The sequence below is a fragment of the Metabacillus rhizosphaerae genome (assembly GCF_037201795.1).
Taxonomy (GTDB): domain Bacteria; phylum Bacillota; class Bacilli; order Bacillales; family Bacillaceae; genus Metabacillus; species Metabacillus rhizosphaerae.
Map to the genome: position 1 here is coordinate 4,395,689 of NZ_CP147403.1, position 15,193 is coordinate 4,410,881.

Here is a 15,193-nt window from a genome sequence, read left to right on the forward strand (position 1 = left end):
TGTAGACTTAGCAGTTGGATCTCTAGAATATCCATACCTCGGAATTTTTCTAAATTCCGGAAATAAAAAAGCTAGAAGATCGAAATTGTTCACTCTGATCTTCTAGCTCTTAAATTTGCCCTTTACATTATTACTGTGAAATCAATTCCTTGAGCATATCTGAGGTAACCGGTCCTAACAGCTTTTTTTTAACAATCCCCTTTTTATCAATAATAAAGGTTGTCGGTATCCCGATAATTTGATACGTCTTTGAAACTTCCCCATGCACATCTAGTCCAACTTGAAATGGAAGTTCAAGGTCCTTCACAAATTGAATAACTACATTTTCACTTTGTTCTGATGATGTAACATTCACACCTAAAAGCTCAACGTTTAATGACTTAGCCTCTTCCCGAAATTTAATGAGCTCTTCCATTTCTTCTTGGCAATATGTACACCAGGTAGTCCAAAAATTCACAACTACAATTTTTCCAGTATAATCAGATAAATTGAATGCTTTCCCCTCAACCGTTTTTAAGGTGAAATCGACTGCCTTTTCTCCTTCGATCATTATCCTATTTTCAGCTGCATCTACGATTTCTGAGATAAACAAATTACTTATAAGGAAGCCCAAGATCATGCTGACTAACAATTTTTTATTCAGCTCAATCACCCTTTTGACAAAAGTTTTTAAAACATCTTATTAGTAGTTTCTGCTAAATTGAACGGAACATACAATTCTAATTGAACTATACGCAATCCGTTCCAATCAACCAATTATAATTTGTTATAAAATGAACAATCGCTTAGAAAAAGAGCCTTTTTAATAAACCAAAAAGACGGTTCGCACTAACGCTCACCGTCTATCTAAAATTAATATGTAAATTTTCTTTTCATGAAATAAACACTTATTCCTAATTTTCTACAGATTGTAACATAATGCATTAACATCATGAGCACAGCACCCATGTTCATACCTAAAATGATTCCTTTCATATGAAGAAACTCTAATGATCCCAATACATACATCATCCCAAATGATATCACATGGGACCATATCGTATGAAAGAGCGCATCCTTTACTAGACCTAATCCAATTAAATAAGCTTGCATTGGAATAATAAAGAAATGAAAGAGAAAATATGGCCAAAGTAGTTTTAAGTAAAATGATGCAGAGGTTGATTTAAAAAACAAATGTGTTAAAGGCTCTGCAAACATATACATAGCAACAACAGCAATAGTCCCGTACACCATCGTAATCATCATGGCCTGCTTTAATAAACGAATTAGCTTGCTTGAATCATTATTTGCATATGCTTCAGAGACATTCGGTATAAGCATGATCATTAAAGAATGGCCGATAAATGCAGGGAAAAATCCAATCGACATCGCCACTCCCGCGAGCATTCCATAATGCTCATTCGCCATTACACTTGAAAACCCAGCACCAATTAATGCTGCTTTTACTAAAAACGGCTGGACAGCATGTGTAAAAGAATGGAACAGCCTTAATCCAGTTGTTGGAAATGAAACTGCAAACAGTGCTTTTCTCACCTTTTTTCCTTTTATAAATTGCTTAGGTTCTTTTCTTAACATTTGATATTGAAGAAAGTATGCAGCAACTAAATAGGTGCATACAAGAAGTTCACTTGCAATTAAAGTAGCTAAGGCAATTAGTAATGCCATCTGTAAATCAAATTGGAAGGTTTGATATACCCAATTTAAGAGTAAAAGTTGGGCAACCTTTTTAATAAAATTGGAGAATGCTATCTTCCCCATATGCTGTACTCCCATAAAATAACCTCTTGCAATAGAAGAGAACGAAACAATTGGAATGAGTAGCACAACCAACCACTTTATGTAAGGATGATATCCTTGAAAAACTGGTATATATGGGATAAGCAGTGTAGTAGCTATAACAAAGGCAATTGTAAATAATAAGGTTAAAAAAAGCGTATGCTTTAGCATATGGTAATGTGTTTCACGTTGTTTCTCAGCAATAAATTTCGAAATTGAAATTGGAAGCTCTAAACTGGCAATAATGACAACAAAAAAGATCATTGGAAGAATTGTCATATATAAGCCCATTCCTTCCTCCCCTAACTCTCTGGCCAAAATCATATTAACGAAAAACTCTAGACATTCTCCAAAAAAAGCAGCTATCACAAGTAATAATGTACCTTTAACAAATGAATTCATGATGTCGTCCTCTCATAATAAACTAGTCCATAATTAAAACATATGAGACAAGACATCAAAATATTATTGGAATGCATAAGCATTTAGGAGAGTTGATCTAAAATAGATGTTGCTTAGACTAATCGATTACACCTGTTTCTGAAATAACAACGTCAGCTTTGACATCTACGGTCAATTCTTGAATCCTATCACGCCATTCATCAATGTTAAAGCTCCGTGATTGTGAGCGAATATCATCGCCTATTCCAAGCGGATCAATTTTTAATTCTTTGAATTTCTCAATAAGTACTAAAGATTCCTTTTCTACTTCATCCTTAAAAGATTTTGTAACGTCTTTAACAACCTTTGGAGTGATCTTCTTTCCTGTATATTCATTTATAAAACCTTCTATATGCACAGAAATTTCTACCTTAAGTGGCTCAGTTGAGACTAAATTTAACTTTCTTGAAGTTGAAATACTCTTAATTCCTGCTTTTTCCCCTGATTCTGAAAGGTTTAAGGTATATGAACCTTTCGAGTATTGATCAGCTAATACCTTAAAGAAAAGTAATTTATCATTTGATATCTCACCAACTAGCTTTACATTATCAAATAATGCTAAACCATCAATTTCAATGCCATTATTATTATTTTTAAGAATCGGCAAGTAAGGATCCTGCCCTTTGGAATAATATTGAAACAAAAACAAATGTAAATTTGTTCTTGGTAAATCACGATATAGTTTATTTTGCATGATTAAGTCTGATAAAAATCTTGAAGCACCTTGAGTTCCAAAGTCTGCTCCTAAAATATTTTTAGAATCCCCTCTCGTAACAGCTAATAAAAGCCTTTCACTGATTGAAGCATCACGTTGTAGTGTATCAACAAGATCCGTTACTCCTGACTTTGATAACTCTTCACCAAATAAGACAATTTGTAACTTACCTAGCACTAGTGGATCTGGGGACTTTTTTTGCATATCTGAAATAATGTCTCTACTCATTTCAGACTTTCCCTCTAATTTATAATCTTGTACTGGCTGATCCTTCAAATAGGTGTTGATAATAGCAGTTCCTTCAATACGATTATCCTCGGATTTATCAAAACCAGTAACAGTAATCAGATTTACATCATCAATTATTTCCTTCTCCACGCAACCTGTTAATAGAAGAATAATAACTAAAAGGAAGAATTTTTTCATTAAATTTTCTCCTTTCCTTTGCGAACTTTTCGAATGATGAAAGTTAGAAAAAATATGATTGGAATATAGACAAACATAATATAAAAACCTATTTGACCAATGATATCATTTATTAAACTAATTTCTGCTCGTGTTTGATAGAAATTCACACAAAAATATGCAATCATAAGCACGAAAAGGAGGGAATATTTTTGATTAAATGCAAATGCATCTTTTAAACAACGACTTGCAGCCCAGAAAGATAAACAAATATTTGGTAGGATAATAATACTCCAATTAGCAATTCCTATGTATTCAAATCTCTCAACAAACGGTAATTCAATAATTTTCCATATCGTTAAAGTAGCCCAGACATTTTTCCCAAGCTGTTCCTCACTAAAATAAATGAGTGTAATGATACAAATAAAGGTATATACAAACGTACTAAAGGCAACTGCTAGATGCGCCCATTTTTTTGATTTTTGAATATTTTTTATAAATGGATAATAAACAAGCAGTGCTTCAAAGCCAATTATCGTTAATGACATCTTTTTAGTTGATATGGCTATATCTTTTACTGAATGATCAAAAATCGGAAATAAATTCTTTATATCCGCAAATTGGAGTGGGAATAAGAATGTAAAAAGTAGATAAAAAGGCAACACTACTCCAAAAAAACTTATTCCTGTTACAACTCGAAAACCACCACTAATGATGTAATAGACTAACAAAAAAAAGATAAATGAAAACACCCAGATATTAATGTCAGGAAACATCCATACCTCAAGAATTTCAACATAGGTTCTAAGTACAGTGATCGCCATAAGACTAAAATATAACGATAAAAGAATGCTAAAAAATCCACCAATCCATTTTCCAAATATCTCCTTATGAACTGTCACAATATTACCGTTAGAATTCTGTAAAATTCGGTAAATCATCCATAATGAAGCATGTACGAGTAGGCCTGACAAAATAACAGCAATCCAAGCATCTCTTCCAGAGTTTTCTGCAATTATTCGTTGAAACCCTAATACACCTACTCCGAATTGCAGTGAATGGATTAAATAAAACACCAAAAAATGCGATACTTGAAAGCGCTCTGCAATTTTAATCATAGACCTTTCACCTCACTTACTCATCGATGTCTTTGTTCTTTTTAGCATTTTCAGATGAAAAACGCTTTGGTTTGTTAGTACGTAATTGCTGTGGTCGTTTTGACATTAATGAAAATGGGAGCCTGATAAGGGCATCCTTCATATCAATTGTTCTGGGTGGGTAAATTGGCTCTAAAAAAGGTCTTCCTAAAGATGTTAACCTTAACAAATGTGCTGTCAAAAAACTAAAGCATATAACTATGCCAAGCAAACCAAACCATTGTGCAAAGAGTAAAAATGGAAATCTAAGCATCCGGATCGTATTACCCATAGCATAAATTGGTGTTGTAAATGAAGCTAGTGCAGATAGAGCTACAATAATAAGCAAAATGTTACTCGTTAAACCAGCCTCAACTGAAGCTGTTCCGATAACAATCCCTCCAACGATACCAATTGTCTGACCAACCTTCGTTGGCAATCTCGCTCCTGCCTCTCTTAATAATTCAATTGTTAATTCCAAAAATAATGCTTCTAATATAGGTGGCAACGGAACATCCCTACGAGATGAGATAAGAGTGTTTAATAAATCACTTGGGATTAATTCATAATGATAAGTTAAAGCCGCTACATAAACAGGTGTTACCAATATCGAGAATGCAACTGCAAATAGACGAATTAAACGAAAAAATGAGGCACTAAGCCAATTATAAAAATAGTCATCAAAAGCTGAAAAAAATTCAACTAATGTAGTTGGTCCAATTAATACATGAGGAGAACCATCTACAATAATCCCAATCTTTCCTTCAGCAAGTATAGATGAGACCCTGTCAGGTCGTTCTGTATCCAAAAGCTGCGGGAAAGGTGAATTGTGATTATCCGAGATCATCTGTGAAATAAAAGAGCTATCACTGATTTGATCAAATTGTATATCTTTTATTCGTTGTATTACTGTATGTACATTCTGTTCATCACATATATCCTCAACATATAAAATCGCAAGCTTCGTATTAGATAAATCCCCAACCTTCATTTCAAAAATTCGCAATTTATCACTAGTTACCCGTTTCCTAATCAAGTTAATATTTGACTCAATCGATTCAACGAATGCCTCTTTTGGACCAACAACACTAAATTCTACTTCTGGAAGTGATACATCACGAGCCTTATTTATTGTTGCCTTAACAAGAGCACAAGGTAGACCATATTCAGACAAACATACTACTATATACCCCTCAAGAAGCTTTTCCTTAATCACATCTGTATCAATTGTAAGTATGATATTTTCAATAGGGATCCCTTTTTTTAACTCCTCTAATGTTTTCCATTGATCACTTTTCAAGAAAGGCATGATTGTTTGTTGAAGTGTTTGTACATCAACTAATGTTCTTATATATGAAACCCAATATTTCACATGATTTGTACCATCTTGATATTGAAGAAAATCAGATGACATTCTAAATCGTGCAAATACCGTTGCTAATGAAGGCTTATCTTTGCCACTTTCATATTTCATTTTATCCATTTGTCACACCACACGCTTCTTTATTCTTAACAAATTGCCCGTTTATTCAACATGTACGACCGATTATCTTTATTCTTAATAGCATGCCAACTATGTATGGAATTATGCACCAATAATAGAAAGCCTTGCTTAGCGAACTAGCATTATCCTTATAATTACAACAAAAAGAGGATGACCTTATAAGATCAACCTCTTTAGTAATAATCTTTATTTTCAAAAATTACTTCGCAAATACATGGTTACCAATTTTAACTGTTACTTCACGTGATGTAATCCACGTACTTTTTGCTGTTTTAGGGTTATAGAAGTACAATGAATTGTTACCCATGCCACGGAATGCTAGTGCTTCCTGAACAGCTTCCTTTGATTTAGCATCTGCTGGTTCATTAATCGCACCATCTTGTACCGGTGAAAATGCATAATAACCTTGATCTTTTTGATAAATAACACTCTTAATATCATTTGGGAATAATTCACTATCAACACGATTCAATACAACAGATGCAACAGCGACCTTACCTGCATATGATTCTCCTTTAGCTTCTGCATGTACAAGTCTTGCTAATAAATCTTTTTCTGCTGCTGTAATTGTTTGAGGTATAACTAATTTTTCTCCTACCAATAGTAATGGTGTTGATTTTTTATTTGTCGACATTAACGATTTGACAGACACTCCATGCTTCTTACCAATTAACCAGAACGTATCACCTGATTGAACTTGGTGTGTTGTTGCAGCACTAGCTTTTGATTGTGGAGCTGACATCGCAATGAGCGATAAAGCTAATGTTGAAACAGCAACAAGTTTTAAGATTGTCTTTTTCATATTTTCGTAACCTCCTAAGGTACAAGTTTCTAATTTTATTAAGCTATCGTTCTCTTGGCTACATGAACAAGACTAACAGGTTTAACCTTACAGGACATCCCTCAATTTATGGTAGGTATTCCAAAACTTTATGATTTTGTCACGGACATAAAACATTAATCCCTTGCCCCTTCTATATTCAGTCAATATATATCTTTTTTCTCAAATGATTCAATTTAAACAATCTTCTTCCTTTTAAAATTTTAATGCTTAAAAAGAATGCTTAATACGCAAAGAGCCAAGAAGTTAATTCCTTAACTTCTTGGCTCTTTTAAATATCGATAGATGATACTCCCACCTTGTTGTGCGATTCCGCGAAAATGCTTAAAATCTGTTCGATTAATTAATATATTTCGAAAACTTAGAAACAGATCCTTCCCAACATGGTATTCATGTAATTCACCACTTTTAAGCTTATCTAATATCTCATGAATCGTTCGTTCATCCATAGCCATACCCTCCTATAATCAATCGAAATTATCTTATATTTTATTTTACCATTCCTCAAGTAAACACTTGTACAACAATTCAATTAGCTGACTTCGTCTTAAATTGTGCCATTCAATTGGTACCACCGTATTATCAGTCTTGTAACCAGCTTTTTAATCGAGCAAATTCTCTTCTTGCATCCTGCATGCCTAGTGAATATAAATGTTCAAGCTTTTTGGGATTCCGTTCGATTCTACCTACTTTAAGATTATTACTAGGTCTAATCACAAAAACAGATCCATTCTTCTCCTGCTTTTCAATATAAGCAACTGTTTCATTATACATCTCATACCTCGTTAAAACCGCTTCAATGAGCTTTGGATACTCGCGATAGGAACGATTAAGAAGCCATCGAATATTTGACTTTTTCTTTATGTAAGATCCCTCTTTCGTTAAAATTACCACATTCTTTTTGTTACCATCACTTTCTGCTTTCTTTATAGGAATAGAATCTACTATGCCACCATCTAATAACGCTTTACCATTGTATTCAACAATTGGTGCTATAAAGGGTAATGAACTAGATGCTCGAATAATGGTTAATAGATCCTTTCCATAGTCCGCTCTGTTAAAATAATGCGGTAACCCTGTATGACAATCTGTTGTAGCTACTACAAACTCCTCAGATCCACGATAAAACATATCAAAGTCAAATGGAACGATTCTTTTTGGCATTTCGTCAAAAAGAAAATCCATTCCAAATAGTTGACGGTGCTTTAAAAAATTTCGAAATGATAGATAGTTAGGATGTTTAATATAATCAATATTCACTTTACGATTTCTACCTTTTTGTCTTGAAAGATATGATGCTCCAAAGCAAGCACCTGCTGATACCCCAATAACATAAGGAAAATATAGCTCTTGTTCCATAAAATACTCTAAGACACCAGCAGTATAAATTCCTCTCATCCCTCCACCTTCTAATACTAAACCTGCCCCTGTCATAATAAACGCTCCCTTGAATCAATAGTTATTTAAATATATCATACATAATCATTTCCCTCTTATAAAACGTGTTGATTATTGTCATTAATTGTTGGTTAATGATGAATATCCATCATCTGTAAAGTTTTTTTCACTAAATAGAATGAAAGGCTTTACTTACTAGAAAAAATAGTGTTAAATAATGCTAATAAAGTGTTTTACAGTTTATAAATTAGTGCCTAAGGCTCAAGGCGCCAGCAAATACTTAGATTGATTAGAGTAAGACAAATAGAGATCCTGATCGTCGAAGAATATGTAAAGGAGCGAGGCAATGAAAATCGCTAAAGTTGGAAGTATCATTGAATTTAGAGAAGGATTAACAGGTGTTGTTGAAAAGGTTAATGAAAATTCTGTAATTGTTGACTTAACCTATATGGAAAACTTCAGAGATTTAGATCTTGATAGACGTACAGTTGTAAATCACAAAAACTATAAAATTGTTAAAGACTCATTCTCATAATATAAAGCAAAACGCGAAGAATATTTCATTCTTCGCGTTTTGCTTTTGTAAAAACATCATTTATCTATTATCAACCGTTTCAGGATACAAGTCATGATTCATTAAGCGATAGCTCGCCATTTCTTCATATTTTGTTCCTGGCTTCCCATAGTTTGTATAAGGATCAATTGAAATCCCACCTCTTGGCGTGAATTTCCCCCATACCTCAATATAACGAGGATCCATTAACTCAATAAGGTCATTCATGATGATATTCATGCAGTCTTCATGGAAATCCCCGTGGTTTCTAAAGCTAAATAAATATAATTTTAATGATTTGCTTTCAACCATTTTTTGATCTGGGATATAGCTAATGTAAATTGTTGCAAAATCTGGTTGATTTGTTATCGGACATAAAGATGTAAATTCAGGACAATTGAATTTTACAAAATAATCTCGATTAGGATGTTTATTATCAAATGATTCTAAAATTTGTGGTGAATACTCAAATAAGTAATTTACACCTTGATTACCAAGGAGTGTAACATCTTTCAATTCTTCATTTTTTCTACCAGCCAATTTCCCATTCCTCTTTTCTATATTTATTAAACTCCGCGCTTATTTCCCCAGACTAATGTATGAAGTTGAGGTAATACACGGACATTATTAAGTTGTGAATCTTCAATTACTTGATCAATTAACCATTCATATTTTTCTAATAAAGTTTGAACAAGACGATCCGTTTCTGCTGTGTGAACATTTTCATTACCTACTTGAAGATAAAATGGAATCTCAGGATAACGGAGATGAACACATTTTGCAAAACTCAAGTCTTCTGTATGAAATACAACAACCTTTAGGCTTAACGAATTATGCTTATTTGAATTAGTTAGTGTATTGATTATTTCATCAAGCTTCGAAAAATCAGTTTTCATTCCAGAACTAGGTGGTTTTGGAGAAATTGTTAGATCATCGATACTTTTCAGCCATTCTTGATATTTACTGCCCTGTGTTTCAATCGCGATTTTTTTCCCTTTCTCCTTCAGCAGATGAACAAAATCATCCAAATTTGCTAATAGAGCAGGATTCCCACCAGAGATCGTCACATGTGAAAAACGATTACCACCTAATTCAGTAAGCTCTGACCAAATTTCCTCAGCTGTCATCTGTCTAATATCATTTTTCGCTGAGCCATCCCATGTAAAAGCAGAATCACACCAGCTGCATGAATAATCACATCCGGCAGTTCGAACAAACATTGTCTTTTGTCCAATCACCATCCCTTCACCTTGGATGGTCGGACCGAATATTTCTAATACAGGAATCTTCTTCACTGCTGTTCCTCCTTTTGTTTCGGACGGAACACGACATAGCTTGTTGGTGTTTCCCTTACAAATACTTGGACACATTTCGGTTTATTTACTTTTGTATCAAGCTCCCTTTGAATCACTTCCCAAACCGCTCGCGCCATCCCTTCAGTTGTTGGAAAAAAACTCGGGTCCTTATCAGAAAATAACTCTGTATGATCATTTAAAATAGTGTGGTCAAAACGATCATGAATTAGTTTTTTGATACCTGAGAAATTCACTAAAAAGCCAGAATCATCAAGGTCATCACCTGCAATGGTTATATTCACAAAATACGTATGACCATGAACTTTTTGGCATTTTCCAGCATCTTCATGTGGGATATAATGTGCTGCTGCAATATGCATATCCTTATTTAGCTCAAATTGATAATTGTGTTGTACTTGAGGGTATATTTGTTGAATCATTTTTCAACCACACCTTTTTCAAGTAAAAATTCATCAAGACCATTTTTTCTTAATCTACATGCAGGGCATTCTCCACAGCCTTCAGCAATAATGCCGTTATAGCAGGTTAATGTCTTCTTACGGATAAAGTCAAGTACACCAAGATCATCTGCAAGCTTCCATGTTTCTGCTTTATTAATCCACATTAATGGTGTATGAATGGCAAATGGTTTATCTAAAGCTAAATTCAGCGTTACATTACAGGATTTAACAAATGCATCTCGACAGTCAGGATATCCACTAAAGTCAGTTTCACACACACCAGTAACGATGTGTTTAGCTCCAATTTGATTCGCTAAAATGGTAGCAAATGATAAAAATAGTAGATTTCTACCTGGAACAAAAGTTGACGGCAGCTCGCCATCCTTATGTTCGATTCCAATGTCTTCTCTTGTTAAAGCATTTGGTGCGAGTTGATTTAACAAAGACATATCTAAAACATGATGCATTATTCCAAGTTCTTCTGTTATTGATTTCGCCACATCGATTTCTAAGCTATGGCGTTGATTATAATTGAATGTTACCGCGACAACTTCTTTAAATTGCTTTAATGCCCAAAATAGACAAGTTGTACTATCTTGACCACCACTGAATACAACAACTGCCTTTTCATTTTTCATCAAAAACCGTTCCCTTCTTTTGATGTATAATCAATCGTTCATTACACATACTGTAAGAACCTATTATTTTTTCACAATAAAAAAAAACACCTTCGAAGTAGTTTCGAGGTGTCTAGCGCATTGTTCATTCTATAATAAAACTATATCAAAGATATGGTAGTTTTTTATAGAGGGTTGGGCTAGAACCTCTCCCGATCTCTAAGAATCGGATTTGTTCTTAAATTTTCAACTTAGAAAATATATCACGAATGAATTTTTTTTGCAATGATATTGTTAGTGGGGTGTATAAGATGTCAATTAGACAACTCATCATTCGTGTTAGGACTAGCTTTTGGTATTTGCCAACTGTTTATGGGGTCTTAGCATTTATTATTGCTATCATAAGCATGCTATTCGATCGTTTTTTAGCACGTCAATCATTTTATTCAAGTATTCCAAACGTATTCTTATCAGATATGGATCTTGCTCAAACGATCTTAAGTTCATTATCTACTTCATTACTAACAATGACAACGATCACTTTCTCATCAATTCTTGTTGTTTTAACAACGTATTTATCCCAATTTTCTCCGAGAGCGCTTCAGAACTTTATAACCGATCATCATACACAGCGAGTATTAGGGATTTTCATTGGCGGGTTTATTTATACGATTATTTTATTGTTACTAGTAAGAGAAAATGATACAAGTACATTATTTATCGTACCTACTTTTGCGATTTTTGTGTCCATTATTTGTTTAGGTATGTTTGTATTCTTTATTCATCATGTTACTACCTGGATTAAGGTAAGTAATTTAATCTTTCATATTACAATGAAAACGATGAACTCTATACATAATCATTATGTAGGCGAAAATGAATTTCAAGCTGAATCACCATGGAAGAATTGGGAATATGAAGAATTAACAACTGTTAAACCTTATTTACTAATTAGTAAAAAGTCTGGCTATATTTACTAATTAGTAAATAGAGAAAATTATTTCTCAAGCCACTCAAGATAATTGTATTGTTAAAATCGAACAGGACTTAGGAAATTACGTTGATCAAACTACTCCGCTTTTTTCGATTTGGAACCTTGATGATCCTAGTAAAAGTCATCGATATTTATCACTTATTACCATCTCTAATGACCAAGAGCCTGTACAGGACATTAAATTCGGTCTTCAAAAATTGGTTGAAATTGCCCTCAGAGCTGTTTCACCAGCGATTAATGATCCTTATACTGCAATCAATAGTATGAACCATTTAACTAAAATTTTGTCATTATTAGGACAGAAACATTTAGAAATACCTTTCCATTATGATCAACACCAACAGCTACGTGTTATTTTTGAAAAACCTTCGTTCTCTGATTATTTATATGAGTGCTTTTATCAAATTCGTCATTATGCAAAAGAGGATGTTTCAGTAATGGCTGCGCTATTAAAGGGATTATCCTTTATCGCTCAAGGGAACTCACCATTCATTAAAGGTGTGATATGGGAGTTTTCTCTTTATATCGTCGAAGGTTTAAGAGAAGTTAACTGGTTGTCAAAAGATAGGGAATTTTTAAATATCCAATTAAAAATGCTTGCTAATGTGTGTGATAAACAAAAACGTGAGAAGGAGTTGATGTTAAGGTAATTAGCAAATCAATCATTTTGAATTCACATACAAAAAAACAGGTGAAAAAGCATCACCCGTTTTTGTATTAGCGCACTATTTATTTTCCTTTTTTCCCGCTTCACCAGCAAGTTCGTCAAACGATTTTACTTTACCATGAGGATTTTGAGATTGTTTACGGACAGCCCATTGACGTTCCTGTTGAGATTTTGATTGTGTCATTGTCACCAAACTCCTTTATATCGATTTTTCGAATAAATTGGCAGGAAGGCCTCGTAAAAGAAGCTTCTTTTTATATTCTCCTGTAGCTGTATTTTCATTCTTATAGATCTTTTGAGGAATCATTGCTTTTAGCGAAGAGAAGGTAAAGACCTATGATAATTAATAAAACTGGCCAAAATGATAAAACATTAAATGGAAGTAAATTTTGTAGAATAAACACAGTCCCCAAACAAGATAATATGAAAATCGGGATTAAAAGACCAAAATTACGACCGCCAAACAACCATAGCTAATCCTAATGATTGCAAAGAAAATAAAACACCTAAAGCTACTAAACAAAATCCATAAATACCCTTACCATTTTTCAATATATAATCCCCTTTTAAAAATGTAGTATTAGCACCATAACTATATGAAAGCATAAGAACATAGTAGAACAACCTTATGTCATATTCTTATTTTCCCATACACATTTGGTACAAATATTATTCCGTTAATTAAGACGTTTAATGGGACAATAAGTTTCAAAACTTCAGTTAAAAGAAAAAAGAACTTACAAATGTAAGTTCCTTATGAAGTGGCTATTTTTTTTTCAAGTAAAGCTGGATTTGATAGTACTTCTTGTTGTTTTTTAGTGATTTCGAGATATCGGATATGATGGTTTTCCATTTCAGTTACCTTAAAGGTATGTGAGCCAAATTCCACAAATCCACCCGTTTTAATATCATATTGTTCTGTTAAAACCCAACCACCAATTGTATCAACGTCAGAGTCATCAATCTCTATACCAAATAAGTCGTTTATTTCGCTAACAAGTACTTTACCGTCAATAATATATTTCGAATCGTTGACCTTTTGGATAAGCGGTACCTCATCCGCATCAAATTCATCACGAATTTCACCAACGATTTCTTCTAAAATATCTTCTACGGTAACAAGACCAGCGGTACCACCATATTCGTCAATTAAAATTGACATATGAATTCTCTCTTTTTGCATTTTCAATAATAATTCCTGAATCGGAATTGACTCAGGCACTTGAATAATCGGGCGAATATACGTATCAATGGAAAAAGAATGCTGTTCTTTTAGATGAATAAGATCTGTAAAAATTTCTTTAATATTTACAATTCCAATAATATGGTCTTTGTCGCCATCTACAATAGGATAACGAGTATATTTTTCATCTTTAATTATCTCTAACTGTTCCTTGATTGGTGCATCGATTGATAAGGAAATAATTTCTGTACGAGGCACCATAATTTCTTTTGCAATTCGATTATCAAATTCAAAGATTTTATTTACATACTTAAATTCAGACTGATTAATTTCTCCGCTTTTATAGCTTTCAGATAAAATGATCCTAAGCTCTTCCTCACTATGAGCAAGTTCGTGTTCTGAAACAGGCTTAAAACCAAATATTCCTGTAACAAATCGAGCAGATCCGTTTAAAGCCCAAATAAACGGGTACATTATACGATAGAAGGCCATTAATGGTCGAGCGAACCATATGCTAATTGCTTCAGCCTTTTGAATAGCAACCGTTTTTGGTGCTAACTCACCAACTACAACATGTAAAAAGGTAATGGTAGAAAACGCGATGACAAATGATAAAACAGTAGCCACAGAATTTGGCAGCTCAAAACGTTCAAATAATGGTGTTAACAAATGTTCAATCGTCGGTTCTCCAAGCCACCCTAATCCTAATGCTGTAATGGTTATTCCTAACTGACAAGCTGACAAATATTCATCAAGATTATCAATGACTTGTCTTGCCGCACTTGCCTGTTTGTTTCCTTCTGCAATTAATTGGTCAATACGAGAGCTCCTAATTTTAATTATCGCAAATTCAGAAGCAACGAAAAAACCCGTAAGAGCGATCAAAATTGCAACAAGCAACAAATTTACTATGTCCAAATAAGCTTCCTTACTCCGTCCTAAGAACGGAAAAGGAGTCACCTCCTGAGAGTTAAATCTTAATTTAAAAGCGCAAACGCCTTGCTCAGCCTTAGGCAAATAAGACGCTCATGAATAGAAGGTGTTCTTTACCTTCAATTCATGAGTGGCTTAGACCCAAGAGGGGCTAGGCGCTGGAGCTAGACACAAATACTAATTATAAAACAGAGCGTCCGCTTGGAGTACAATAAGGGATGCTATTAGTCTATTTAATTTTAACTCTGCCCCATATTATCACCCCACAGTTTTT

The 15,193-nt window shown here is 33.7% G+C and carries 18 protein-coding genes; 3 read left to right on the top strand and 15 right to left on the bottom strand.

The window, feature by feature from the left end; genetic code table 11:
* Positions 1–130: 130 nt before the first annotated feature.
* From WCV66_RS21340 to WCV66_RS21375, 8 genes are all read right to left on the bottom strand, one after another.
* On the bottom strand, positions 131–631 hold the full coding sequence (locus WCV66_RS21340; RefSeq protein ID WP_338786774.1) for a TlpA disulfide reductase family protein: 501 nt from the start codon (positions 629–631) through the stop codon (positions 131–133).
* 221 nt (positions 632–852) lie between these two features.
* Positions 853–2,178: a polysaccharide biosynthesis protein gene (locus tag WCV66_RS21345; protein ID WP_338786775.1), complete on the bottom strand. Its 1,326-nt coding sequence runs from the start codon at positions 2,176–2,178 to the stop codon at positions 853–855.
* 118 nt (positions 2,179–2,296) lie between these two features.
* Positions 2,297–3,358: a Ger(x)C family spore germination protein gene (locus WCV66_RS21350; protein ID WP_066330960.1), complete on the bottom strand. Its 1,062-nt coding sequence runs from the start codon at positions 3,356–3,358 to the stop codon at positions 2,297–2,299.
* Entirely contained in the window at positions 3,358–4,455 is a 1,098-nt protein-coding gene (locus WCV66_RS21355) for a GerAB/ArcD/ProY family transporter (protein WP_338786776.1), read from the bottom strand. Before WCV66_RS21355 ends, WCV66_RS21350 begins: the two co-directional genes overlap by 1 nt.
* A 16-nt stretch (positions 4,456–4,471) precedes the next feature.
* Positions 4,472–5,956 carry a spore germination protein gene (locus tag WCV66_RS21360; protein WP_396652546.1) on the bottom strand — a complete coding sequence of 495 codons (1,485 nt, stop codon included), beginning with the start codon at positions 5,954–5,956 and terminating at the stop codon, positions 4,472–4,474.
* Positions 5,957–6,176: 220 nt separating this feature from the next.
* Positions 6,177–6,719 (bottom strand): cell wall hydrolase, encoded by a 543-nt coding sequence (locus WCV66_RS21365; RefSeq protein ID WP_338789516.1) that lies wholly within the window; start codon positions 6,717–6,719, stop codon positions 6,177–6,179.
* Between the two features lie 353 nt (positions 6,720–7,072).
* A complete protein-coding gene (locus tag WCV66_RS21370; RefSeq protein ID WP_066330973.1) occupies positions 7,073–7,267 on the bottom strand; it encodes a hypothetical protein in 195 nt (64 codons plus the stop codon).
* 133 nt (positions 7,268–7,400) lie between these two features.
* Entirely contained in the window at positions 7,401–8,255 is an 855-nt protein-coding gene (locus tag WCV66_RS21375; RefSeq protein WP_338789517.1) for a patatin family protein, read from the bottom strand.
* 307 nt (positions 8,256–8,562) lie between these two features.
* On the opposite strand from WCV66_RS21375, the gene WCV66_RS21380 reads away from it, so the two are divergent.
* On the top strand, positions 8,563–8,751 hold the full coding sequence (locus WCV66_RS21380) for a YkvS family protein (protein WP_066330978.1): 189 nt from the start codon (positions 8,563–8,565) through the stop codon (positions 8,749–8,751).
* 60 nt (positions 8,752–8,811) lie between these two features.
* On the opposite strand, the gene queF is transcribed toward WCV66_RS21380, so the two are convergent.
* Genes queF through queC form a run of 4 tightly spaced genes read right to left on the bottom strand, consistent with a single transcriptional unit; the run spans position 8,812 to position 11,163 of the window.
* On the bottom strand, positions 8,812–9,309 hold the full coding sequence (gene queF / locus WCV66_RS21385) for a preQ(1) synthase (RefSeq protein ID WP_066330982.1): 498 nt from the start codon (positions 9,307–9,309) through the stop codon (positions 8,812–8,814).
* A 26-nt stretch (positions 9,310–9,335) separates the two neighbouring features.
* Entirely contained in the window at positions 9,336–10,010 is a 675-nt protein-coding gene (gene queE / locus WCV66_RS21390; RefSeq protein ID WP_413789684.1) for a 7-carboxy-7-deazaguanine synthase QueE, read from the bottom strand.
* Positions 10,011–10,060: 50 nt separating this feature from the next.
* The gene (queD, locus tag WCV66_RS21395) at positions 10,061–10,504 is read right to left on the bottom strand and encodes a 6-carboxytetrahydropterin synthase QueD (RefSeq protein ID WP_338786778.1); all 444 of its coding nucleotides are present in this window, start codon (positions 10,502–10,504) and stop codon (positions 10,061–10,063) included.
* Complete coding sequence (gene queC / locus WCV66_RS21400; protein ID WP_338789518.1) at positions 10,501–11,163, bottom strand: 7-cyano-7-deazaguanine synthase QueC; 663 nt, start codon at positions 11,161–11,163, stop codon at positions 10,501–10,503. The genes queD and queC overlap by 4 nt, the downstream gene beginning before the upstream one ends.
* A gap of 290 nt (positions 11,164–11,453) precedes the next feature.
* Here queC and WCV66_RS21405 point away from each other — a divergent pair, with 290 nt between their 5' ends.
* Together WCV66_RS21405 and WCV66_RS21410 are read left to right on the top strand one after the other, a co-directional pair.
* Positions 11,454–12,122, top strand: coding sequence for a DUF2254 family protein (locus WCV66_RS21405; protein ID WP_338786779.1), 669 nt, complete (start codon positions 11,454–11,456; stop codon positions 12,120–12,122).
* 55 nt (positions 12,123–12,177) lie between these two features.
* Positions 12,178–12,786: a DUF2254 family protein gene (locus WCV66_RS21410; protein WP_338789519.1), complete on the top strand. Its 609-nt coding sequence runs from the start codon at positions 12,178–12,180 to the stop codon at positions 12,784–12,786.
* Between the two features lie 75 nt (positions 12,787–12,861).
* Here WCV66_RS21410 and WCV66_RS21415 read toward each other — a convergent pair whose 3' ends face one another.
* The 3 genes from WCV66_RS21415 to WCV66_RS21420 all read right to left on the bottom strand — a co-directional run bounded on the left by WCV66_RS21415 (position 12,862) and on the right by WCV66_RS21420 (position 14,904).
* Positions 12,862–12,987, bottom strand: coding sequence for a DUF6254 family protein (locus tag WCV66_RS21415; RefSeq protein ID WP_221629139.1), 126 nt, complete (start codon positions 12,985–12,987; stop codon positions 12,862–12,864).
* A 100-nt stretch (positions 12,988–13,087) separates the two neighbouring features.
* Positions 13,088–13,207 carry a hypothetical protein gene (locus tag WCV66_RS26905; protein ID WP_413789685.1) on the bottom strand — a complete coding sequence of 40 codons (120 nt, stop codon included), beginning with the start codon at positions 13,205–13,207 and terminating at the stop codon, positions 13,088–13,090.
* A 350-nt stretch (positions 13,208–13,557) separates the two neighbouring features.
* Positions 13,558–14,904: a hemolysin family protein gene (locus tag WCV66_RS21420; protein WP_338786780.1), complete on the bottom strand. Its 1,347-nt coding sequence runs from the start codon at positions 14,902–14,904 to the stop codon at positions 13,558–13,560.
* Positions 14,905–15,193: the final 289 nt, after the last annotated feature.